The organism is Stenotrophomonas maltophilia group sp. RNC7 (genome assembly GCF_030910085.1).
Classification (GTDB): Bacteria; Pseudomonadota; Gammaproteobacteria; order Xanthomonadales; family Xanthomonadaceae; genus Stenotrophomonas; species Stenotrophomonas sepilia.
The window spans coordinates 58,564-79,142 of the sequence record NZ_JAVFVN010000783.1; the positions used below are offsets into that span (position 1 = coordinate 58,564).

Consider the following 20,579-nt stretch of genomic DNA (forward strand, 5'->3'; position numbering starts at 1 on the left):
CGAGCCGGCGCTATGCGCCGGTACCCTGCGCTTCTCGGTGAATCAGGGGCCGGCGCCGAACTCGCTGCGCTCAGACATCGGCGCCTCTGCGCCCCTGATTCCCCTGCGATGCTCGGCTCGCTAAAAGGCGGAACCAACGTCAAAGGCAGAAGCTGCACCCAGTAGATCCACGCCATGCGTGGATGCTCTTGCTGTTGATCTTGACCTTCAAGTCCGCCTTGAGCGAGCCGAGCACCGCAGGTCCGGCGAGGGCGAAGAGGCGCGGGTGTCTGAGCGCAGCGAGTTCCCGCGCCGTACCTCGACGGACCGAGGAGCACAGGGAACCGTCGCGTAGCGGCGGCTCGCGGCCGGCGGAGCGTTTCTTTGGTTACTTTCTTTGCGCGCAAAGAAAGTGACACCCCTCCGCGGTCGCGGAAATGACATCACCGGGAAACGCAAGGCGCCGCTACAACCACCCTTTCTGCCGCGCCAGCCGGTACGCCTCAATGCGATTGGCCACGCCCAGCTTGCCGATGCACTCGGACAGATAGTTGCGCACCGTGCCGTGCGACAGCCCCAACTGCTCGGCGATCTCGCTGGCGGTGCGGCCCTCACCCGCCAGCCGCAGCACGCGACGCTCGCGGTCGGTCAGCGGGTCGGCCTGCGACCACGCATCCAGTGCCAGCTGCGGGTCGATCGCGCGGATGCCCTGCTTCACCTTGCGCAGTGCCTCGGCCAGGTTCTCGGCCGGTGCGTCCTTCAGCAGGTAACCCAGCACGCCGGCTTCCAGCGCGCGGCGCAGGAAACCTGCGCGGGCGAAGGTGGTCACGATCACCACCTTGATCGGCAGCTCGTGACGCGCGATGCGCTGTGCAAGCTCCAACCCGGACAGGCCCGGCATCTCGATGTCGGTCACCAGGATGTCCGGCTGCAGCTGCTGCAGCATGCGCCACGCGGTTTCGCCGTCCGCGGCGCTGCCCAGCACTTCGATATCCGCTTCCAGGCCCAGCAGCGCCGACAGTGCGCCGCGTACCATCGCCTGGTCTTCGGCCAGCAGGATGCGGATCATGCGGCACCGTCCTGCACCAGCGACGGCGGCACGCCTGGCGGCAGCGGTGTGGTCGCAGCGGCCAGTGGCACGCGCACGGTCAGCACCGTGCCCTCGCCCTTTGCGGACTGCACCTGCAGGCTTCCACCCAGGGCGGCCACGCGTTCGCGCATGCCGCACAACCCATTGCCCTCCGCCTGCACGCCGCCACGACCATCGTCGCGGATCTGCATCGCCAGCATGCGTCCCTCCAGCATGAACTCCACCCGTGCCTGCGTCGCCTGTGCATGGCGCACGATATTGGTCGCGGCCTCGCGCAGCACCAGTGCCAGCCCGCGTTCGACATCCACCGGCATCGCCGGTGGTGGAGCGTACTGAAGGTGGACCTGCTGGCACTCCAGCAGCAGCCGCGCCGATGCCAGCTCGCCGGCCAGGTCGCTGGCGCGGATACCGGTGACCGCACTTCGGACCTGCGCCAGCGCCTCGCGGGCGATGGCCTCGGCCTCGCCGATCTCCTGCCGCGCGCGTGCATCACCGCGGTCGTGCAGCTTGCGCGCCAGTTCCAGCTTCAACGTGATCAGCGACAGGGTGTGGCCGAGCAGGTCGTGCAGGTCGCGGCCGATGCGTTCGCGCTCGGCGGTGGCTGCTAGCCGCCGCACCTCGTCCTGCGAAAGCTGCAGTGCCGCATCCTTCTGCTGGTTGAGTGCCTCCACGTTCACGACCAGGCCGACGATATAGGACACGGCGGGGATCCAGACCAGGCTCTGCCACGGGTACTGGAACAGCAGGGCGAGGCTGCAGAACAGGAGGTTCAGACCAGTGAGCTGCAGCAGATACTGCCACCAGCCGCCGCGACCGCTCACCCGCAGCAGCACGCAGCCGAACACGAAGTAGGTCAGCCCAGACGGGTACCAGGGCAGCAGCACCAGCGACATCGCGATCAGGCCCAGGGCATAGCGCGGAGCGTGATGGCGCGGCGCCACCATCACCTTGGCGTACAGCAGCAGGAACACCGGATAGCTGGCCAGCGTCAGCAGCAGCCAGCGCAGGGTGAAGCCATGGCCAAGCAAGGGCGTCAGGAAGATCCACACTGACCACAGCAGGTGGATTGCCTCGCCCCAGGGGGACTTTCCCCGGCGCAGCGTCTCGGCCACCGCCGAGTCGGGCGCGGGGCGCAGCAGCGAGGCAAGCCAGATGGACGGCACGGGCGGTTCCAGGCGGGGACGATCGCCGCCGATCATGCCAGTTCAGCCGCCTGCGCGCAGGCGCCACCGTCGGCTGGGCGGCACCGGCGCAACCGAGCGCAGATCACGGTACGCTTGGCGGCGCCGCTGCGGCGGGCCGGCAATGGGGCGATCGGATCCATGGGCAGTACCGGTAGCGGGAACGTTGCCATCCTGTGCCGCCGTGGTCACATTTCGCAGTTGCCGCCGTCAGTGTCATCGGATGACAGCTGTCACTGCCGTCTTCGCTGTGCCTGCCTTCATGCTGTGCCGCACGCTCCACCGCCGGAACCGCCGTCGTCCGCGCTTCCGGCCACACCCGCCCGAACGCATGTGATGGAACGAATGAACGCTTCTGCCGAGCTGTTGAAGGAACTCCGTATCGACCGCAAGTCGCCGCCGCCGGCCGCCGGAGGCAATGGCGGTGGCCGCCGCGGGTTGTGGATCGCGATCATCGTGGTCGTGCTGCTGGTCGCCGCGGCCGTGGCCTACCTGTTCGGTCGCGCACCGGCCGTAGAGGTGGAAACCGCTCCCGCCGTGACCATCCAGCAGGGCAGCGCCAGCAGCTCGGTGCTCGACGCCAGTGGCTACGTGGTCGCCCGGCGCATGGCCACGGTATCGGCCAAGATCACCGGCAAGGTGCGCGAGGTGATGATCGAAGAAGGCATGCGGGTCGAGGCTGGCCAGGTGATGGCCACGCTCGACCCGATCGATGCCGACGCGCAGCGCAGCCTGTACGCCTCGCAGCTGCAGGCCGCACGCAGCCAGGTCGCCGGGCTGGAGGCGCAGCAGAGGCAGACCGCCGCCGAAGCCAGCCGCCTGCAGGCGCTGGTTGGCCAGCAGCTGGTCTCGCGCTCGCAGTACGACCAGGCCGTGGCCCAGCGCGACAGCCTGCGTGCGCAGCTGGATACCGCGCAGCGCAACGTCAAGGTTGCCAACGACCAGCTGGCCATCGCCGATCTGGGCGTGGACAACAACATCGTGCGCGCGCCGTTCTCCGGAGTGGTCACCGCCAAGGCGGCGCAGCCCGGTGAGATCGTTTCGCCGCTGTCGGCGGGTGGTGGCTTCACCCGTACCGGCATCGGCACCATCGTCGACATGGACTCGCTGGAGATCGAAGTCGAGGTCGGCGAGGCCTTCATCGGCCGCGTGCAACCGAAGATGCCGGTGGAAGCCACGCTCAACGCTTATCCGGAGTGGAAGATTCCCGGCGAGGTCATCGCCATCATCCCCACCGCCGACCGCGGCAAGGCCACGGTGAAGGTGCGCGTGGCGCTGAAGGTGAAAGACCCGCGCATCGTGCCGGAGATGGGCGTGCGGGTCAGCTTCCTGGAACAGGCGCAGCCGCAGGCCGCAGCCAAGCCGCAGGGCGTGCGCGTGCCGGGCGGCGCCGTGGTCCAGCGCGACGGTGCCTCGGTGGCCTTCGTGCTGGGTGACGGGAACCGCGTGCAGCAGCGCACGGTCGAGGCCGGCCAGGCGATGGGCGAGGACCGCCAGATCCTCAAGGGCGTGAGCGCAGGTGAGCCGGTGGTGGTGAACCCGCCGGACACCCTGCGCGATGGCGCCAAGGTGCAACAGAAACAAGCGCAGTAACGGCCTGGCGCCCATGGGCGCCGCCGGCAACACCGCTCGACGCACGCCCGCAGCCACCGCAGGTGCGCTTCCCCGTTTCCCGCCTTCCGTGGAGAACCACCCATGTCGACCCTGGTTTCACTGCGCAACATCACCAAGACCTACCAGCGTGGCCCCGAGCAAGTGCAGGTGCTGCACGGCATCGACCTGGACATCGCCAGCGGCGACTTCGTTGCGCTGATGGGCCCGTCCGGCTCGGGCAAGACCACCCTGCTCAACCTGATCGGTGGGCTGGACAACCCCAGTGGCGGCGAAATCAGCATCGAAGGCGAGCGCATCGACCAGATGAGCGGTAGCCAGCTGTCGACCTGGCGCAGCCACCACGTTGGCTTCGTGTTCCAGTTCTACAACCTGATGCCGATGCTGACCGCGCAGAAGAACGTGGAACTGCCACTGCTGCTGACCCACCTCAGCGCGGCGCAGCGCCGCCGCAATGCCGAGATCGCGCTGACCCTGGTGGGCCTGGCCGACCGCCGCAGCCATCGCCCGAATGAACTGTCCGGCGGCCAGCAGCAGCGCGTGGCGATCGCCCGCGCGATCGTCTCCGACCCGACCTTCCTGATCTGCGACGAACCGACCGGCGACCTCGACCGCCAATCGGCCGAGGAGATCCTCGGCCTGTTGCAGCAGCTCAACCGCGAGCACGGCAAGACCATCATCATGGTCACCCATGACCCGAAGGCCGCCGAGTACGCCACGCACACGGTGCACCTGGACAAGGGCGAGCTGGCCGACGCGCCGCTGGCCCACTGACGGAGGCCACAGCGATGAAATACTTCTCGTTGGTGTGGGCACAGCTGTTCCGCAGCCGTACCCGCACCCTGCTGACCCTGCTGTCGGTGGTGGCCGCGTTCCTGCTGTTCGGCATGCTCGATTCGGTGCGGGTGGCGTTCTCGTCGGGTGGCAGCGTGGAAGGTGCCAACCGGCTGATCGTGGCCTCGCGGCTGTCGATCACCCAGTCGCTGCCGATCCGGCTGGAAGCACAGGTGCGCCAGGTAGCCGGTGTCCGTGACGTGGCTTATGGCATGTGGTTTGGTGGCATCTACCAGGACCCGAAGAACTTCTTCCCGAACTTCTCGGTGTCACCCAACTACTTCGATGTCTACCGCGAGCTGCAGATCGATCCGGCACAGCTGGAGGACTGGAAGCAGACCCGCACCGGCGCCATCGTCGGCGAAACCCTGGCCAAGCAGTTCGGCTGGAAGATCGGCGATACCATCCCGCTGCAGGCGACGATCTTCCCGCGTGGCGGCAGCAATGACTGGCCACTGGTGCTCAAGGGCGTCTACCGCTCCAAGGACCGCGCGCTGGCCGCCAATGAAGAACGCCAGCTGATGATGAACTGGAAGTACTTCGACGAATCCAACGACTACATCAAGAACCAGGTGAGCTGGTACACGGTGACGCTGGACAACCCGGACCACTCTTCGCGGGTGGCACAGGCGATCGATGCGATCTCGGCCAACTCCGACCACGAGACCAAGACCCAGACCGAATCGGCGTTCCAGCAGGCCTTCGTCAAGCAGTTCGCGGATATCGGCATGATCGTCACCTCGATCATGGGCGCGGTGTTCTTCACCCTGCTGCTGTTGACCGGCAACACCATGGCGCAGGCCGTGCGCGAGCGCGTGCCGGAGCTGGCCACGCTGAAAACGCTGGGCTTCAAGGACAGCACCGTGCTGACCCTGGTGATGGTGGAATCGGTGCTGCTGATCGGCCTCGGTGGCCTGATCGGCATGGGCCTGGCCGCCCTGATCCTGCCGGCGATCGGCCCGAAGAGCATGGGCATGCTGCCGCCACACGTACCAACGCCGACCTGGCTGATGGGGTTGGGCCTGATCGTAGTGATCGGCATCATCGTCGGGCTGCTGCCCGCGCTGCGTGCCAAGCGCCTGAAGATCGTCGATGCACTGGCCGGCCGCTGAGGAGGATTGCAGATGAACAAGCTCAAGAAATGGCTGGGCAACGGCGTAACCGTGCTGCTGCTTGCGATCGGCCTGGTGTTGTGGATCGGGCTGCCGTGGTTTGGCGTGCTGGCCGTGGCCGTGCTGGTAACGCTGTGGCTGCTGCTGACCCGCGGTGGACGGCTGGCGTTGGCCGCCACCCGCATCGGCGTGGCCAGCCTGCCGCAACGCTGGGGCGCGTCCTCGGTGATCGTGGTCGGCATTGCCGGCGTGGTCGGCGTGCTGGTGGCGATGCTGGCGATGGGCGAAGGCTTCCAGGCCACGCTCAACAACACCGGCGATGACACCACTGCCATCGTGCTGCGCGGTGGCTCGCAGGCCGAGACCAACTCGGTGATCACCCGCGAGCAGGTACCCATGCTGTCCACCCTGCCCGGCATCAGCCGCGATGCGCAGGGCCGGCCGTTGTTGTCACCGGAACTGTCGCAGGTGGTCAACCTGGTGTCCAAGTCCGATGGCACCGACGTCAACGCCCAGTTCCGCGGCGTCGGCCCGCAGGCGTGGGCGGTGCATGACAAGGTCAAGATCGTTGAGGGCCGCAAGTTCGCCACCGGGCTGCGCGAGATCGTGGTCGGCCAGGGCGCCAAGGGCCAGTTCCGCGACATGGAGGTCGGTAGGACGCTGACGCTGGGCAACCAGACCTGGACCGTGGTCGGTGTGTTCGCCACTGGCGATGCGCATGATTCGGAACTGTGGACCGACGCCGATACGCTGGCCACCACCTACCAGCGCAGTGCCTGGCAGTCGATCAGCGTGCGTACCGATGGCAAGGCCGGCTTCGATCAGTTCAAGGCGGCCGTCGCTGCCGACCCACGCCTGAAGCTGGACGTGGAAACCACCCGCGTCTACTACAGCAAGCAGGGCGGCGGGCTGACCAAGCTGATCGACATCCTGGGCAAGGTGATCGGCACGATCATGGCGGTCGGTGCGGTGTTCGGCGCGCTCAACACCATGTATGCGGCCGTGGCCACGCGCGCCCGCGAAATCGCCACCATGCGTGCGATCGGCTTCCGCGGCCTGCCGGTGGTGACGGCGGTGATGCTGGAAACGATGCTGTTGGCGCTGCTCGGTGGCCTGCTCGGCTGTGCGGTTGCATGGCTGCTGTTCAATGGCTACAGCGTGTCCACCATCGGCAGCAACTTCAGCGCGGTGGTGTTCAAGTTCCACGTATCACCGGAACTGCTGTGGACCGGCCTGAAATGGGCACTGGGCATCGGCCTGGTCGGCGGCCTTTTCCCGGCGCTGCGCGCGGCGCGTTTGCCGATCACCACGGCGCTGCGCGAAACCTGAGCATCATGCAGCGGTGGACTGCGCATCACGCAGGGGACGGAGCGAAGGCTCCGTCCCTTTTTCGTTGGCGGGGTCAGATCCCTTCGCTACGCGAAGGGATCTGACCCCGATCTCGATGCAGTAGATCCACGCCATGCGTGGATGGATGCCTGCGCACATGCACTGCTACAGATTGCAGGAAACCCGCCGCTATCGATGCCTCTGCTCATCGCAAACGCAGCGCGCGTGACGCTGCGCACAGTGCATCTGTGGATTGTTGGTTGCGATTCATCTTCGCGCACTTCCAGCGGCGTCGAGACAAACAGTTACGAATGGAAACATTCTAGAATCGCGCCCCCCACGTTGGTTTGCAGCACCCCACGCGCCCATAGAACGGGCGCATGTTTTTACTGAAACACGAGATTTCACGGATGTCCCTGAAAACCAATCCGCTGCGCAACGCGATCGTCATCGCGCTGGCCGCCAGCTGCACCGCCCCCGCCTTCGCACAGAGCGCCGGCGATACCCCTACCAACCTCGACCGCATCGAAATCACCGGCTCGCGCATCCGCCAGGCCAGTGTCGAAACCGCACAGCCGGTGGTCGCGCTCAACCGCGCCGAGATCGAGAAGAAGGGTTACGTCAACGTCGCCGACATCCTGCAGGACATTCCTGCCGCCGGTGCGCCGAGCATGAGCCGCGCCTCGTCGCTGACTTCTTCGCGCGATTTCGGCGGCATGTACGTCAGCCTGCGCAACCTCGGCCCGGAACGCAGCCTGGTGCTGATCGACGGCCGCCGCATGGGCGTCAGTGCCGGCGGCTACTCCGACCTGGCCTCGATCCCGTCGTCCATCGTCGAGCGCGTGGAAGTGCTGACCGACGGCGCCTCCGCGCTGTACGGCTCCGATGCCATCGCCGGTGTGGTCAACATCATCACCCGCAAGAATTTCGATGGTGGCGAAGCCAGCGTCTATGTCGGCCAGTACGGCCAGGGTGACGGCCAGAAGCGCGCCTACAGCGCGACTTTCGGCAAGACCTTCGAACGCGGCTGGTTCAGCGTGGGCGCCGAGCGCACCAAGGAAGACGAGGTGCTGGGCAAGGACCGCGAGTTCAGCCGTTACACCAACGGCCCGCGCCACCCGAACGATGGCCTCAACGGCAACACGCCGTGGGGCTACGTCACCGTCGGTGGCAAGAACCTGACCGTGGGTCCGGGCGGCGACCCGAGCAAGGCCGGCAACTTCCATGCGCCGGACCCGGCCGATGGTGCCAACACCAAGTCGAACATGAGCCTGCTGACCGGCCTGGAGCGCACCTCGGTGTTCGCCAACGGTGGCTTCTCGATCACTGACAACCTGCGCATCGTCGCCGACGCGCTGTACAGCAAGCGCGAGTCGACCAAGCACCTGGCCGGCTACCCGTACTCGGTCAGCGCCGCGCAGGCCCGCAATGGCAGCCGTGCCGCCCTGTCCAAGGACAGCGCGTTCAACCTGTGGGGCCAGGATGCGCTGTTCGCGCACCGCACCGAGGAACTGCCGCGCGGCACCGAGAACAACCTGGAAACCAAGCGCGCCAGCATCGGCCTGGAAGGCAGCTTCGAAACCGGTTCGCGGTACTGGGACTGGAACATCAACTACATGTACAACCGCAACGAAGGCGAGCGCATCGGTAGCGGCAGCATGTACCAGCCGCACGTCAACCTGGCCGTCGGCCCGTCCTTCATGGACGGAAACGTGGCCCGTTGCGGTGCGCCGGGCGCGGTTATCACCGGCTGCGTGCCGTGGAACCCGGCCGCCCCGATGGGTTACACCGGCCCGGGCTCGCTGAGCAACCAGGACGTGCAGGACTACCTGTTCACCCGCTTCGTCGACAAGATGCAGAGCACCACCAAGGTCGCCAGCGGCAACATCTCCGGTTCGCTGTTCACCCTGCCGGCCGGCGACATCCTGGCCGCGATGGGCTTCGAGCACCGCAGCGAGGAGGCCAGCTACACGCCGGACATGAAGGTGCAGAAGGGCGAGATCGCCGGCACCAGCGGCCAGCCGACCCGCGGCAACTACTCGCTCAACGAGGTCTACCTGGAACTGCAGGTGCCGCTGCTGGCCGACCTGCCGTTCGCCCGCGAACTGTCGCTGGACGTGGCCGGTCGCTACTCGGACTACAACAACTTCGGTTCCACCACCAACAGCAAGTTCGGCCTGAAGTGGAAGCCGATCGACAGCCTGCTGGTGCGCGCCACCTACGGCACCGGCTTCCGTGCGCCGACCGTGGATGACCTGTACGGCGGCACCGTCAGCAGCCGCGACTCGTTCACCGACCCGTGCGATACCTCCTTCGGCACCGCCGCCACCAGCCCGGCCGTCGCTGCCCGTTGCCAGGCGCTGAAGGTGCCGGCCAACTTCCGCCAGCTCAACAGCGATGGCAGCGTGGCCACCAAGCCCGGCCAGCAGGCCACCACCGATTTCAGCTCGGGTTCCAACCCGGACCTGAAGCCGGAAACCGCCAAGACCTGGACCGTGGGCCTGGTCTACAGCCCGGACTTCGTGCAGGGCCTGGACGTCAGCCTGGACTGGTGGAAGATCCGCATCGACAACGCCATCGTCGGTGAGTCGGCCACCAACATCCTGGAACAGTGCTACGTGCAGGCGTCGGATGCTGCCTGTGGCCGCTTCACTCGTGGCAGCAACGGCCAAGTCAACTCGCTGGACCGCTCGCTGGTCAACGCGGGCTACCGCGAAACCGCCGGCTATGACATCAACGTGCGTTACCGCCTGCCGGAAACCGCGTTCGGCAAGTTCGCCGTCAACTGGAACACCACCTATACCGATTACCTGGAGCAGCGCAACGACAGCGCCGCCACCACCCCGGTGGAACAGCGTACCGGTTGGGCCGGCGACTTCCGCGTGCGTTCCACCTTCAACCTGGATTGGCAGTACGGCGACCTCGGCATCGGCTGGACCGCGCGCTACTACTCCAGCATGAAGGAGAAGTGCTCGTACATGGACGAATGCAACATGCCGGGCTTCAACTCGTCGTACACCAGCGCCTCGCCAACCAACAAGGTGGGCTCCAACACCTTCCACGACCTGCAGGTGCGCTACAGCCTGCCGTGGGATGGCACCGTGTCGCTGGGCGTGAACAACGTGTTCAACCACCAGGGTCCGATCATGTACAGCCAGCCGAACAGCAGCTTCACCTACTACGGTGGCTTCGACATCGGCCGCTTCATGTACATGAAGTACCAGCAGCGCTTCTAAGCCTGCAACCGCGTTCCCGCCACGGCCATCCCTCTCTCCTGGCCGTGGATGGAAGCAGAACGGCGCCCCTCGGGGCGCCGTTCTTTTTTGCGTGGAAGCGGGGTCGGATCCCCGCCGGCGCTAGCGCTTGGCGCGCATCGTGCGGATGTTGTCGCCGACGAACAGCACCAGGCCAGCCCAGATCGCTGCAAACCCGATCGCCTTGGCAGTGTCGAATGTCTCATGGAAGAAGAACACACCCAGCAGCAGCTGCAGGCTTGGCGCGATGTACTGCAGGATGCCGACCAGCGACAGCGGAATGCGCTTCACGCCATAGGCGAAGCCGATCAGCGGTACGGCGGTGACCGCGCCGCCGAAGATCAGCAGCAGGTCGTTGCGCCACCCCCAACCATGGAAGAACGCACCGCCGTGGCCGTTCTCGGCCCAGATCGCAAACGCCAGCGCCGGCAGGAACAGGTACATGCTCTCCACGCCGAGGCCGGCCACCGGGTCGACCGAGACCAGCTTGCGCAGCAGGCCATACAGGCCGAACGAACAGGCCAGGCCCAGCGCGATCCACGGTGGCGTACCTGCATCGATGGTCAGCCAGGCCACGCCCACCGCCGCCATTGCCACCGCTACCCACTGCAGCCGGCGCAGCCGTTCCTTCAGCACCAGCACGCCCAGCAGCACGTTCACCAGCGGGTTGATGAAGTAGCCCAGGCTGGTCTCGATGACATGACCGGCGTTGACCGCCCAGATGTACAGGCCCCAGTTGAACGCGATGGTCAGGCTCGACACCAGCAGGATCGGCAGCGCGCGCGGCTGCGCGGCGATCTTCCGCCACCAGCCCAGGCGTGCGCTGATCAACAGCCAGCCCAGCACCAGCACGGTGCTCCAGATGATGCGGTGGGCGATGATCTGGAACGAGGGCACCTCGTTGAGCAGGTGCCAGTAGACCGGCACCAGGCCCCAGATCACGAAGGTGGATGCGGTGACCAGCAGGCCCCGGCGTTGTTCCTTCTCGTCCATGCTCACTTCCTTCTCGTCCTTGCCATTGTCAGCACCACCACACCCAGAAGAATCACCGCCATGGCCAGCAGGTCGCGCCAACCGAAGCGCTCACCGTTGAGCAGCGCGCCCAGCAGCACCGCGATCACCGGATTGACATACGCGTAGCTGCCCGCGAGCGCCGGGCGCACGTTCTGCAGCAGCCACACGTAGGCAGTGAACGCGACGATGGAGCCGAACACGCACAGATAGGCCATTGCCAGCAGGCCACCGGTATCGGGCAGCGTGGTCGGGCGCTCGCCCACCGCCAGGCCGATCAGCACCAGCAGCACGCCGCCGCAGATCATCTGCCCGGCCGCGGTCATGAACGGACCCGGCAGGTCCAGGCCGCGTGCCCACACAGAACCGAACGCCCAGCCGATCGGCGCGATCAGCAGCAGCACCAGCCCGGTCGGCGAGCCGGTCAGGCTGCTGCCGGCGTTGAGCCAGACCACGCCGAGGAAGCCGATGGCGATGCCCAGCCACTCACCACGGCTGGCATGTTGCCCGCGCAGCGCCGAGAACAGCGCCATCCACAGCGGCACCGAGGCCACCGCCGTGGCGGCCAGGCCCGAGGACACTTCGCGCTCGGCCAGCACCACCATGCCGTTGCCCAGCACCAGCATGGTCACGCCCATGATGACCAGGTTGCGCCACTGCCGCAGCGTCGGGTTCGGCAGCTTCCAGAACAGGCGCAAGGCCAGGAACATCAGGCCGCCGGCAATGATGAAGCGGCTGCCGGAGACCATCGTCAGCGGCAGTGCGCCGCCGTGCAGGGCCTTGGCGATGCCCAGATAGGTCGAGCCCCAGACCACGTAGACCAGCAGCAGTGCCAGCGCGACAAGGCCACCCCGGGGGGCAGCCGCAGACGAAGAGGGGGGAGCCGACATGACACACCAGGGAGCCGGGGGAAGGCGGATTCTAGGACGTTTTGAGTATGGTCCGGGACCCCATACGGTGGCACGCTGTCATCCATCCATGCACCCTGCTCTGGTCTGCTACCCCGTGTTGACGGCCGATGCAGTACCAAGAAGGCTGCCCGGCCGCGCCGCCCCAAGACCGGACGCCGTTTTCCCTGCGCACGGACGCGCCGCATCGAGGATTTCCACCCAGATGAGCACCACGTCCCAACCTGTTGTCCCCGCGAACGACCGTGCCGCCTTGCGGCGGTCGATCTCCAACACCCTCAAAGGCTCCGCCGGCAACCTGGTGGAGTGGTATGACGTCTACGTGTACTCGGTGTTCGCCGTGTACTTCGAATCGCAGTTCTTCTCGCCGGACGACAAGAACTCCACCCTGTACGTGTGGGCGATCTTCGCGGCGACCTTCCTGATGCGCCCGATCGGCGCCTGGTTCTTCGGCCGCTTCGCCGACCGCCACGGCCGCCGCCTGGCGCTGACCGTCTCGGTCACGTTGATGGCGCTGTGCTCGTTCCTCATCGCCATCACCCCCACCGCCGCCAGCATCGGCATCTGGGCCGCCGTGATCCTGTTGTTCGCGCGCCTGCTGCAGGGCTTCGCCACTGGCGGCGAGTATGGTGCCAGCGCCACTTACATGTCCGAGGCCGCCATTCCGGGCCGTCGCGGCTTCCTGTCCTCGTTCCACTACGTCACCCTGGTCGGCGGCCACGTGCTGGCCCAGCTGACCCTGCTGCTGATGCTGACCTTCTGGGGCAAGCCGGAGATCTCCGAGTGGGGCTGGCGCATCGCCTTCGGTATCGGTGGCATCGCCGCGGTGGTGGTGTTCTGGCTGCGCCGGGGCATGGACGAATCGCTGTCGGAGTCGTCCATCGAGGCCGCGCGCGAGGGCAAGGCAAAGAAGTCCGGTTCGATGTACGAGTTGTTCGTGCACCAGTGGCGGCCGCTGCTGCTGTGCTTCCTGATCACCGCTGGCGGCACCGTGGCCTTCTACACCTACTCGGTGAACGGCCCGAAGATGATCCAGAGCGCCTTCGCCGGCAACGACCCGATGACCGGCACCCTGATCAACCTGGGCGTGCTGGCCTTCCTGATGGTGCTGCAACCGGTCGGCGGCTGGCTGTCGGACATCATCGGCCGCAAGACCCTGCTGGTGTTCTTCGGCGTCGGCGGCGTGCTGTACAGCTGGTACCTGATCACCCAGCTGCCGCACCAGCATGACGCCACCCTGGCCTTCCTGACCCTGGCGCTGGCCTTCGTCATCCTCACCGGCTACACCTCGATCAACGCGGTGGTGAAGGCCGAGCTGTTCCCCACCCACGTGCGTGCACTGGGCGTGGGCCTGGGTTACGCGCTGGCCAACTCGCTGTTCGGTGGCACCGCCCCGCTGCTGTACCAGGGCGCGCTGAAGACCGGCCATGTCGACTGGTTCGCCATCTACGTGACCGCCACGATCGCGGTATCGTTGGTGGTCTATGTGTTCTTCCTTACCAACAAGGGCCCGAACTGGCTCGACGGCACCCGCAAGTAAGCGCGTTGCCCTGATCGCGGCCACTGGTGCAATGCCGGTGGCCGCTACGTCTCCCGCCACCGCGCTGATGTGGATCGCGGTGACGCTGGCCGCAGTCACGGCATTGGCCTGGGTGCTGCGCCGCCCCAACGCGCAGGCCACGTGGCCGCGCACGGGGTTCGGGGTCGCCCTGCTGGTGTTCTGCGCCGCGCTGGCGCTGCAGCTGGCGATGGACCTGGGCAGCGGCCACAGCTCGCTGCACCTGCGGCTGCATCGCGGCGTCAACGCGGGGCCGCTGGTCGGCCTGCGCACGATGGCGGCGTGCTATCTGGCCGCGCTCGCCGCCGGCGGCTGGGGCGCGTGGAAGCTGCTGCGACGGCGCGGGTAGTGCCGGCCGCTGGCCGGCAAAGCCACCTTCTTTCGGTAGTGCCGGCCGCTGGCCGGCATTACTCAACGGCGGGCCGCTTCGCTCTTGTCGCGCGCGCCGCGGAACTCCGATTCCTTTTCCCACGTCGGCCAGCGGCGGCTGTTGGCCAGCTCGGCGCCCAGGTCGTAGACCAGCAGGGTGTCGGCAGCGTGGCCGCTCGGGTCCCAGCTCGGCGTCCAGGCATCGCAGGCCTGGTGATAGCAGTCGGCAAAGTACTTTTCGCGCAGCGCGCGGTCGGCTTCAACGCCACCGTCCAGCTTGTCCAGGCCCGGGCCGATGGTGATCGCCGGCACGCCCAGGCGGGCAAAGGCGAAGTGGTCGGCGCGGTAGAAGAAGCCGGCTTCCAGGTTCGGGTCCGGGCTGTAGCTGCGGCCACGGGCCTTGGCCACGCGCTCCAGGTCGCCTTCCAGCGACACCCGGCCCTTGCCCCACGAGGCGATGTCGCGGGTCGGGCCATCCGGACTGAACATCTCGATGTTCAGCACCGCAGCGGTCTTGTCCAGCGGCGCCAGCGGATGGGCGGCGTAGTAGCTGGCGCCCAGCAGGCCCTTCTCTTCGGCGGTCAGTGCCACGAAGTACAGCGTGCGCTGTGGCTGCGGGCCAGCGGCGAACACACGGCCCAGTTCCAGCACCGTGGCCACGCCGGTGGCATTGTCGATCGCACCACGGCGGATGCGGTCGCCCTTGGCGTCGGGCTGGCCGATACCGAACGCATCCCAGTGCGCGGAGAAGATCACCGCCTCGTCGGCATGCTCGCCACCGGGCAGCTTGGCCACCACGTTGCGGGTCACCACCTGTTCGCGCTTGAGCGCGAAGTCCACGCTCAGCTTGGCGTTGTCCAGCGCCACCGGGCGGAAGTCGGCACGCATCGCCTTGCGCTTCTCCGCATCGAAGTCGAGGCCGGCGTCGGCGAAGATCGCTTCGGCCAGCTCGCGCTGCATCCAGCCGCGCAGCGGCGTGTGCTGCGCCATCGCCTCGGCCTGGCTGCGTTCGATGTCGAACAGCGGCGAGGTACCCGAGCTCTTCACCGTGGCCCAGCCATAGGCGGCCGGCGCGGTCTCGTGCACGATCAGCACGCCCTCGGCGCCACGGCGTGCGGCTTCCTCGAACTTGTAGGTCCAGCGGCCGTAGTAGGTCACCGCCTTGCCGTCGAACGCGCCCGGCGCATCGGCTTCGAAATCGGCGTCGTTGATCAGCACCACGGCAATCTTGCCGTGCAGGTCCACGTCCTTGTAGTCGTTCCAGTGGCGTTCCGGTGCGTCGATGCCGTAGCCGACGAACACCAACGGTGCATCCTTGATCTGCACGCGCTTGCGCGGCTGCAGGCTCTGCAGGGTCACGTCCACGCCATTGGCCAGCGCACGCTTGCCCTGCTTCAGCGACAGGCTGGCCTTGGCCTCACCCTCCAGCTGCGCGCGCACCAGCGGCACCGGCTGCACCCAGCTGCCGTCTACGCCGCCCGGCTGCAGGCCATAGCTGCGGAACTGCTCGATCAGGTACTGCACCGTGCGCTCTTCGCCCTCGGTGGCCGGTGCGCGGCCCTCGAACTCATCCGACGCCAGCACGCGCACATGCCGCGACAGTGCCTGCGGATCGATGCCGCCACCCGGCAGGTCGTTGGCCGCATGGGCCAGGCCCCCGACGAACAGGCAGGACGACAGCAGCAACACGCGCATCGGATTCACGGCAGTACCACGGCTAGCTTGGAAGTCACCAGAGTGTAACGTGGTCGTGACATCACGGCGCAGCCTGGGCCCACGTCATCCACGCAGGGCGTGGGTCTACCTGCTGATGCGGTCCAGCCAGCAGGCCAGGCCCTGCGCGTTGAGTTCGATGTCCATCGCCAGCACGGCGGTCACTGCCGCATCGTCCAGCGCACAACCATGCAGCTGTGCACGTTCCAGGGACAGCGCCTGCAGTGCGGCCAGCAGGCAGCGGTGACGGTCCGGCCGGCCATCGCACTGGCGGCCGATCGCGGCCATCGCATCGATCTGCTCGAACAGGTCGTTGGCCAGTTTCTGCACCTGCTCCACGCGACCGTAGTGGGTCAGGTACATCGCCTGCGGGCCATAGCCCAGCATGCGCTGGATCGAGGCCTTCATTGCCTCCGGGTCGAACTGCACCGGCGAGGAAGTCGGGAAGATGAAAGCACCCTGCGCGCTGTCCAGCTCGCGGTAGGAGATGCCGAACGTATCGCCAGTGAACCAGCTGCGGCTGCGCGCATCCCACACGCAATAATGGTGCAGTGCGTGGCCCGGCGTGTGCAGCAGCACCAGCTCGCGGCCAGCGAGATCGATGCGGTGGCCGTCTTCGGCAACCACCACGCGGTGTTCGGGAATCGGCTCGATGCGGCCGTAGCTGCGCGCGATCTCTTCGGCGCCGTACACCGCCGTCGCACCCGCAATCAGCCGGGTCGGGTCGATCATGTGCGGCGCACCGCGCGGATGCAGCACCGCCTTCGCATTCGGCAACTGCTGCATCAGCAGGCCTGCACCACCGGCGTGGTCCAGGTGCACGTGCGTGAGCAGCAGCCAGTCCACCGCGTCCACGCCCAGGCCAGCGTCCGCCAGCGCCTGCAGCATCGCCGGCACAGACAGGCCGGTGCCGCAGTCGACGAAGGCCGCGCGGCCGTTTTCAACGATCAGGTAGGCCGCGTCGAAGTCCGGGCGCTGGAAACCGGTATCGATGGTGTGGATGCTGGGGTCGGCGGTCATCGGCACGCACCTGGCAGTCTCGGAAACAGACGCCCATGGTAGGCGCGCATGCGGCCCGGGTTCGATGCGGCTTTGGTCGGAGGGCGCTCTTCTGTAGAGCCGAGCCCACGCTCGGCTGCCATTCTGTCAGGCATCAGCCGAGCATAGGCTCGGCTCTACCGGTCCAGCCATCGCGGCCGCAGCAGCAACGCCAGCACCAGCACCGCCAGGAACGCGCCATAGGCATACAGCACCGCCAGCACCTGCGGCCAGATCGGGCCGGCGCCGGGCTGCACCACGCCAATGCGGTAGCCCCACAGCATCGACACGATGCTCAGCGCGAACGCCACGACCAGGGTGGTGCCATCGAACAGGCGCCGCCGCGCGCTGCGCGGCTGGCGCGGAAACAGCCAGTACAGGCTGCCCAGCAGCAGGAACCAGGGCAGGAACAGCAGCAGCGACAACCAGGCCATCGCAGACTCCATGTCATCGCGCCAGAGGCGCGCGGACATCATGCCATGGGTGCTGTGCCACGGTCGTGCCGGCGGGGGGCTTCCCTGTAGAGCCGAGCCTATGCTCGGCTGCTTTGCTACACAGCCGAGCATGGGCTCGGCTCTACAGAAGCGGAGCCGAGTCGAGCATGGCTCGACTCTACAAAGGGCAGGGGCAGGCCCGGCGATCAGGCCGCTTCGCGCAGCGCGGCCAGGGCGGCCAGTACCGCGTCCACCTCGGCGTCCAGCTTGAACAGCTCGCTCTGCAGCTGGTCGCCCTGCTCGGCCTGCTTGATCACCGCGATCAGCTGGCCCGCATCACGTGGCGAATCGAAGCCTTCGCTCTGGATCAGCAGCGTGCCGTCACCAGCGGTCAGCTTGAAGTAGAACCGGCCATCCTTTTCCCGGTACTGCTTGAACTGCGGCGGCGCCACGCGGGCCACGCCGGCATCTTCGCTGGCGATGTCACCGGCACTGGACAGGTCACGCAGGCCCACCGCATAGCGCAGCTCGTCCAGCAGCGGTGCCGCCAACTGCTCGCGCAGCTGCTGGCCACGGCGCTTGAGCAGCGCTTCGATCTTCTCCGGCTCGGCCATCAGCGCGTTGTAGCGCTCGCGCAGCGGCGACAGCTCGCTGTCGATGCGCTCGAACAGCTGCTGCTTGGCGTCGCCCCAGCTGATGCCGGCGGCAAAGGCCCTGGCGAATTCCGCGGTCTGCTCCGGGGTCGCGAAGGCCTGGTACATCTGGAACAGCGCCGAGCCCTCCGTGTCCTTCGGCTCGCCCGGCGCGCGCGAGTCAGTCAGGATCGAGAACACCAGCTTCTTCAGCTCCTCGCGCGGCACGAACAGCGGGATGGTGTTGTGGTAGCTCTTGCTCATCTTGCGGCCATCCAGGCCCGCCAGCGTCGCCACCTGCTCGTCGATCACCACGTCCGGCAGCGGGAAATACTCCTTGCCGTACACGTGGTTGAAGCGCTGGGCGAAATCGCGCGCCATCTCGATGTGCTGGATCTGGTCACGGCCCACCGGTACCTGGTTGGCCTTGAAGATCAGGATGTCGGCCGCCATCAGCACCGGGTACATGAACAGGCCGGCGCTGACGCCTGCGTCCTCGTCCACGCCTTCCTCGCGGTTCTTGTCCACCGCCGCCTTGTAGGCGTGCGCGCGGTTGAGGATGCCCTTGCTGGCGATGGCGGTCAGGAACCACATCAGCTCGGTGGTCTCGCGGATGTCGCTCTGGCGGTAGAACCACACGTGTTCCGGGTCCAGGCCACAGGCCAGCCAGCTGGCCGCGATCTCCAGGGTCGCGCGCTGGGTGCGCTGCGGGTCCTGCGACTTGATCAGGCTGTGCAGGTCGGCCAGGAAGAAGAAGCTCTCGATCCCCGGCGCGCGGCTGGCCGCGATGGCCGGACGGATGGCGCCAACGTAGTTGCCCAGGTGGGGCGTGCCGGAGGGGGTGATGCCGGTAAGGACTCGGGTCGTCATGACTGCGTGGGGTAACCTTCGATGAACGGGGCCAGTTTACCTTGCACGCCACCAACCCCGTCAGGGCCCGCGGCGCGTTCATTCACCCAACCCCGCTGGAGACGCCCGATGAAGCGCCTGCTGCCCCTGCTGCTGATCCTGCCCCTGGCCGGCTTCCGCCCGGCGCCCATGCCGCCACCGGTGTACGACGGCGGCCCCGTACGCATGGCCCTGGTCGACCGCGACCGCGGTACCGAACTGCGCAGCTACTCCGCCGAGGGCCAGCGCTGGGTGGCCGGCGAGCGCGGCCACCGCTACGCCGTGCGCCTGTACAACGACAGCCCGCGCCGGGTGCTGGTGGTGCTGTCGGTGGATGGCGTCAACGCCATCTCCGGCGAGGATGCCGATCCCTCGCAGACCGGCTACGTGCTCAACCCCGGCCAGCGCGCCGACATCACCGGCTGGCGCAAGAGCCAGGACGAAGTGGCGCAGTTCGTGTTCAGCAGCCCCAGCGGCAGCTATGCCAGCCGCACCGGCCGCCCGGACAACATCGTGGTCGGGGTGGCGGTGTTCGAGGAGGCGCGTCGCTGGTACCCGCAGCCGATCCTGCGACGTGGCGTGCCGCTGCCGGCACCGACCGCGCAAGCCGAGGCTGCCGCCGACGCCAGTGCCAGCCGCATCGAGGGCTATGCCAGCAAGTCACAGGCGCCAGCGCTGGGCACCGGCCACGGCGCACGTGAACACTCTTCGGTGCGCGATACCGACTTCGAACGGGCCAGCCGCAGCCCGGCGCAGGTTCTGCAGCTGCGCTACGACAGCGCCCGCAACCTGCGTGCGCGCGGCATCCTGGTCGATGCGCCCTCGCGCCTGCCGCGCGAACCGCAGGCCTTCCCCAACCGCTACGTGCCGGACCCGCCGGCCCGCTGATCGTCCCGCGCAGACAACACGACGCCCGCTACCTCACGGTGCGGGCGTCGTGTTGTGGGGGAAACCGAAACGCTTACTTGTAGTCCGGGTAGTCCTTGCTCACCGCGTCCTGGAACTCACGCACTTCCTTCTCCGCGCGGTCCTTGGCCCAGCCATAACGTTCCTGCAGGCGGCCGGCCAGGTATTCGGCATTGCCTTCGGCCACATCGAAATCGTCGTTGGTCAGATCGCCCCACTTGGCCTGGGCCTTGCCCTTCAGCTGCGACCACTTGCCGGAAATGATGTCTTTGTTCATTGCTGGGAGTCCTTGGTTGCAACGGCGTTCTTACCGTGGCTCCAGCTTCGCGCAGTCGCTGTTGAGTACCGGTCAACCGGCAATGAAATGCACGCTCACCTGCTTGAATGGTTCACTACCCCTGCACGCCAACGGTGTGGAAGACGCGCATAAAAAAGGCCGGGGATATCCCCGGCCTTTTGGCTTTCCGTTCCACTTCAGGCTCAACGGCCCTTGGCGGCATCCTCAACCTTTTCACCGGCCTTCTGCACGTCCTTGCCGGCACCGGCCACGGTGTTGCAACCGGCCAGCAGGGCCACCGAGAACATCGACAACAGCATCAGGGCAACTACGCGCTTCATGGGCTTCTCCTTGGGTTCGCCGCTATACCGCTTCATTCGCGGATGGGATTCTTTCGCTCGGCGGGAGGGCACCAATGCCCACTGCCGCCGCGTGAAGTGCAATCTGGCGGCAGG

Annotated in this window: 18 protein-coding genes; 8 read left to right on the top strand and 10 right to left on the bottom strand. The window is 67.0% G+C overall.

Going from position 1 to position 20,579, the window contains the following annotated elements; genetic code table 11:
* Nucleotides 1-445 precede the first annotated feature (445 nt).
* Complete coding sequence (locus tag RCF13_RS18730) at nt 446-1,048, bottom strand: response regulator transcription factor (protein WP_005420563.1); 603 nt, start codon at nt 1,046-1,048, stop codon at nt 446-448.
* Nucleotides 1,045-2,268: a sensor histidine kinase gene (locus RCF13_RS18735; protein WP_111201147.1), complete on the bottom strand. Its 1,224-nt coding sequence runs from the start codon at nt 2,266-2,268 to the stop codon at nt 1,045-1,047. Before RCF13_RS18735 ends, RCF13_RS18730 begins: the two co-directional genes overlap by 4 nt.
* A 327-nt stretch (nt 2,269-2,595) precedes the next feature.
* Here RCF13_RS18735 and RCF13_RS18740 point away from each other — a divergent pair, with 327 nt between their 5' ends.
* From RCF13_RS18740 to RCF13_RS18760, 5 genes are all read left to right on the top strand, one after another.
* On the top strand, nt 2,596-3,843 hold the full coding sequence (locus RCF13_RS18740) for an efflux RND transporter periplasmic adaptor subunit (protein ID WP_231352481.1): 1,248 nt from the start codon (nt 2,596-2,598) through the stop codon (nt 3,841-3,843).
* Nucleotides 3,844-3,945: 102 nt separating this feature from the next.
* Nucleotides 3,946-4,635, top strand: a complete 690-nt coding sequence (locus RCF13_RS18745) for an ABC transporter ATP-binding protein (RefSeq protein WP_134969086.1) — start codon at nt 3,946-3,948, stop codon at nt 4,633-4,635.
* Between the two features lie 14 nt (nt 4,636-4,649).
* Nucleotides 4,650-5,807, top strand: coding sequence for an ABC transporter permease (locus RCF13_RS18750; protein ID WP_061478765.1), 1,158 nt, complete (start codon nt 4,650-4,652; stop codon nt 5,805-5,807).
* 12 nt (nt 5,808-5,819) lie between these two features.
* A complete protein-coding gene (locus RCF13_RS18755; RefSeq protein WP_061478766.1) occupies nt 5,820-7,136 on the top strand; it encodes an ABC transporter permease in 1,317 nt (438 codons plus the stop codon).
* A 410-nt stretch (nt 7,137-7,546) separates the two neighbouring features.
* Nucleotides 7,547-10,372 (top strand): TonB-dependent receptor, encoded by a 2,826-nt coding sequence (locus RCF13_RS18760; protein WP_134969087.1) that lies wholly within the window; start codon nt 7,547-7,549, stop codon nt 10,370-10,372.
* A gap of 120 nt (nt 10,373-10,492) precedes the next feature.
* On the opposite strand, the gene rarD is transcribed toward RCF13_RS18760, so the two are convergent.
* Both rarD and yedA read right to left on the bottom strand, forming a co-directional pair.
* A complete protein-coding gene (rarD, locus tag RCF13_RS18765; RefSeq protein WP_134969088.1) occupies nt 10,493-11,389 on the bottom strand; it encodes an EamA family transporter RarD in 897 nt (298 codons plus the stop codon).
* Complete coding sequence (gene yedA, locus RCF13_RS18770; protein WP_061478769.1) at nt 11,386-12,291, bottom strand: drug/metabolite exporter YedA; 906 nt, start codon at nt 12,289-12,291, stop codon at nt 11,386-11,388. Before yedA ends, rarD begins: the two co-directional genes overlap by 4 nt.
* 223 nt (nt 12,292-12,514) lie before the next feature.
* On the opposite strand from yedA, the gene RCF13_RS18775 reads away from it, so the two are divergent.
* Both RCF13_RS18775 and RCF13_RS18780 read left to right on the top strand, forming a co-directional pair.
* On the top strand, nt 12,515-13,849 hold the full coding sequence (locus RCF13_RS18775) for an MFS transporter (RefSeq protein WP_005420583.1): 1,335 nt from the start codon (nt 12,515-12,517) through the stop codon (nt 13,847-13,849).
* A 31-nt stretch (nt 13,850-13,880) separates the two neighbouring features.
* The gene (locus tag RCF13_RS18780; RefSeq protein ID WP_231352479.1) at nt 13,881-14,216 is read left to right on the top strand and encodes a hypothetical protein; all 336 of its coding nucleotides are present in this window, start codon (nt 13,881-13,883) and stop codon (nt 14,214-14,216) included.
* A gap of 62 nt (nt 14,217-14,278) precedes the next feature.
* Here the strand turns inward: RCF13_RS18780 and RCF13_RS18785 are convergent, their stop codons facing one another.
* From RCF13_RS18785 to RCF13_RS18800, 4 genes are all read right to left on the bottom strand, one after another.
* Nucleotides 14,279-15,931, bottom strand: a complete 1,653-nt coding sequence (locus RCF13_RS18785) for a M28 family metallopeptidase (protein WP_308141451.1) — start codon at nt 15,929-15,931, stop codon at nt 14,279-14,281.
* Nucleotides 15,932-16,036: 105 nt separating this feature from the next.
* On the bottom strand, nt 16,037-16,969 hold the full coding sequence (locus tag RCF13_RS18790; protein WP_134969266.1) for an MBL fold metallo-hydrolase: 933 nt from the start codon (nt 16,967-16,969) through the stop codon (nt 16,037-16,039).
* A gap of 155 nt (nt 16,970-17,124) precedes the next feature.
* A complete protein-coding gene (locus RCF13_RS18795) occupies nt 17,125-17,421 on the bottom strand; it encodes a hypothetical protein (protein WP_134969267.1) in 297 nt (98 codons plus the stop codon).
* 206 nt (nt 17,422-17,627) lie between these two features.
* The gene (locus RCF13_RS18800) at nt 17,628-18,923 is read right to left on the bottom strand and encodes a tryptophan--tRNA ligase (RefSeq protein ID WP_065196031.1); all 1,296 of its coding nucleotides are present in this window, start codon (nt 18,921-18,923) and stop codon (nt 17,628-17,630) included.
* Between the two features lie 108 nt (nt 18,924-19,031).
* Here RCF13_RS18800 and RCF13_RS18805 point away from each other — a divergent pair, with 108 nt between their 5' ends.
* Nucleotides 19,032-19,829, top strand: coding sequence for a hypothetical protein (locus tag RCF13_RS18805; protein WP_134969265.1), 798 nt, complete (start codon nt 19,032-19,034; stop codon nt 19,827-19,829).
* 73 nt (nt 19,830-19,902) lie between these two features.
* Here RCF13_RS18805 and RCF13_RS18810 read toward each other — a convergent pair whose 3' ends face one another.
* Complete coding sequence (locus tag RCF13_RS18810; RefSeq protein ID WP_004153772.1) at nt 19,903-20,124, bottom strand: CsbD family protein; 222 nt, start codon at nt 20,122-20,124, stop codon at nt 19,903-19,905.
* 203 nt (nt 20,125-20,327) lie between these two features.
* The gene (locus tag RCF13_RS18815) at nt 20,328-20,465 is read right to left on the bottom strand and encodes an entericidin A/B family lipoprotein (protein WP_005407710.1); all 138 of its coding nucleotides are present in this window, start codon (nt 20,463-20,465) and stop codon (nt 20,328-20,330) included.
* Nucleotides 20,466-20,579: the final 114 nt, after the last annotated feature.

What these genes read in the sequence shown, in the direction of transcription:
- RCF13_RS18780 (WP_231352479.1), top strand. Translation starts at nt 13,881, where the DNA reads ATGCCGGTGGCCGCTACGTCTCCCGCCACCGCGCTGATGTGGATCGCG.
- RCF13_RS18745 (WP_134969086.1), top strand. Translation starts at nt 3,946, where the DNA reads ATGTCGACCCTGGTTTCACTGCGCAACATCACCAAGACCTACCAGCGT.
- RCF13_RS18755 (WP_061478766.1), top strand. Translation starts at nt 5,820, where the DNA reads ATGAACAAGCTCAAGAAATGGCTGGGCAACGGCGTAACCGTGCTGCTG.
- RCF13_RS18735 (WP_111201147.1), bottom strand. Translation starts at nt 2,268, where the DNA reads ATGATCGGCGGCGATCGTCCCCGCCTGGAACCGCCCGTGCCGTCCATC.
- RCF13_RS18795 (WP_134969267.1), bottom strand. Translation starts at nt 17,421, where the DNA reads ATGGCCTGGTTGTCGCTGCTGCTGTTCCTGCCCTGGTTCCTGCTGCTG.
- yedA (WP_061478769.1), bottom strand. Translation starts at nt 12,291, where the DNA reads ATGTCGGCTCCCCCCTCTTCGTCTGCGGCTGCCCCCCGGGGTGGCCTT.
- RCF13_RS18775 (WP_005420583.1), top strand. Translation starts at nt 12,515, where the DNA reads ATGAGCACCACGTCCCAACCTGTTGTCCCCGCGAACGACCGTGCCGCC.
- RCF13_RS18790 (WP_134969266.1), bottom strand. Translation starts at nt 16,969, where the DNA reads ATGACCGCCGACCCCAGCATCCACACCATCGATACCGGTTTCCAGCGC.
- RCF13_RS18810 (WP_004153772.1), bottom strand. Translation starts at nt 20,124, where the DNA reads ATGAACAAAGACATCATTTCCGGCAAGTGGTCGCAGCTGAAGGGCAAG.
- RCF13_RS18785 (WP_308141451.1), bottom strand. Translation starts at nt 15,931, where the DNA reads ATGCGCGTGTTGCTGCTGTCGTCCTGCCTGTTCGTCGGGGGCCTGGCC.
- RCF13_RS18730 (WP_005420563.1), bottom strand. Translation starts at nt 1,048, where the DNA reads ATGATCCGCATCCTGCTGGCCGAAGACCAGGCGATGGTACGCGGCGCA.
- RCF13_RS18815 (WP_005407710.1), bottom strand. Translation starts at nt 20,465, where the DNA reads ATGAAGCGCGTAGTTGCCCTGATGCTGTTGTCGATGTTCTCGGTGGCC.
- RCF13_RS18800 (WP_065196031.1), bottom strand. Translation starts at nt 18,923, where the DNA reads ATGACGACCCGAGTCCTTACCGGCATCACCCCCTCCGGCACGCCCCAC.
- RCF13_RS18740 (WP_231352481.1), top strand. Translation starts at nt 2,596, where the DNA reads ATGAACGCTTCTGCCGAGCTGTTGAAGGAACTCCGTATCGACCGCAAG.
- RCF13_RS18805 (WP_134969265.1), top strand. Translation starts at nt 19,032, where the DNA reads ATGAAGCGCCTGCTGCCCCTGCTGCTGATCCTGCCCCTGGCCGGCTTC.
- RCF13_RS18750 (WP_061478765.1), top strand. Translation starts at nt 4,650, where the DNA reads ATGAAATACTTCTCGTTGGTGTGGGCACAGCTGTTCCGCAGCCGTACC.
- RCF13_RS18760 (WP_134969087.1), top strand. Translation starts at nt 7,547, where the DNA reads ATGTCCCTGAAAACCAATCCGCTGCGCAACGCGATCGTCATCGCGCTG.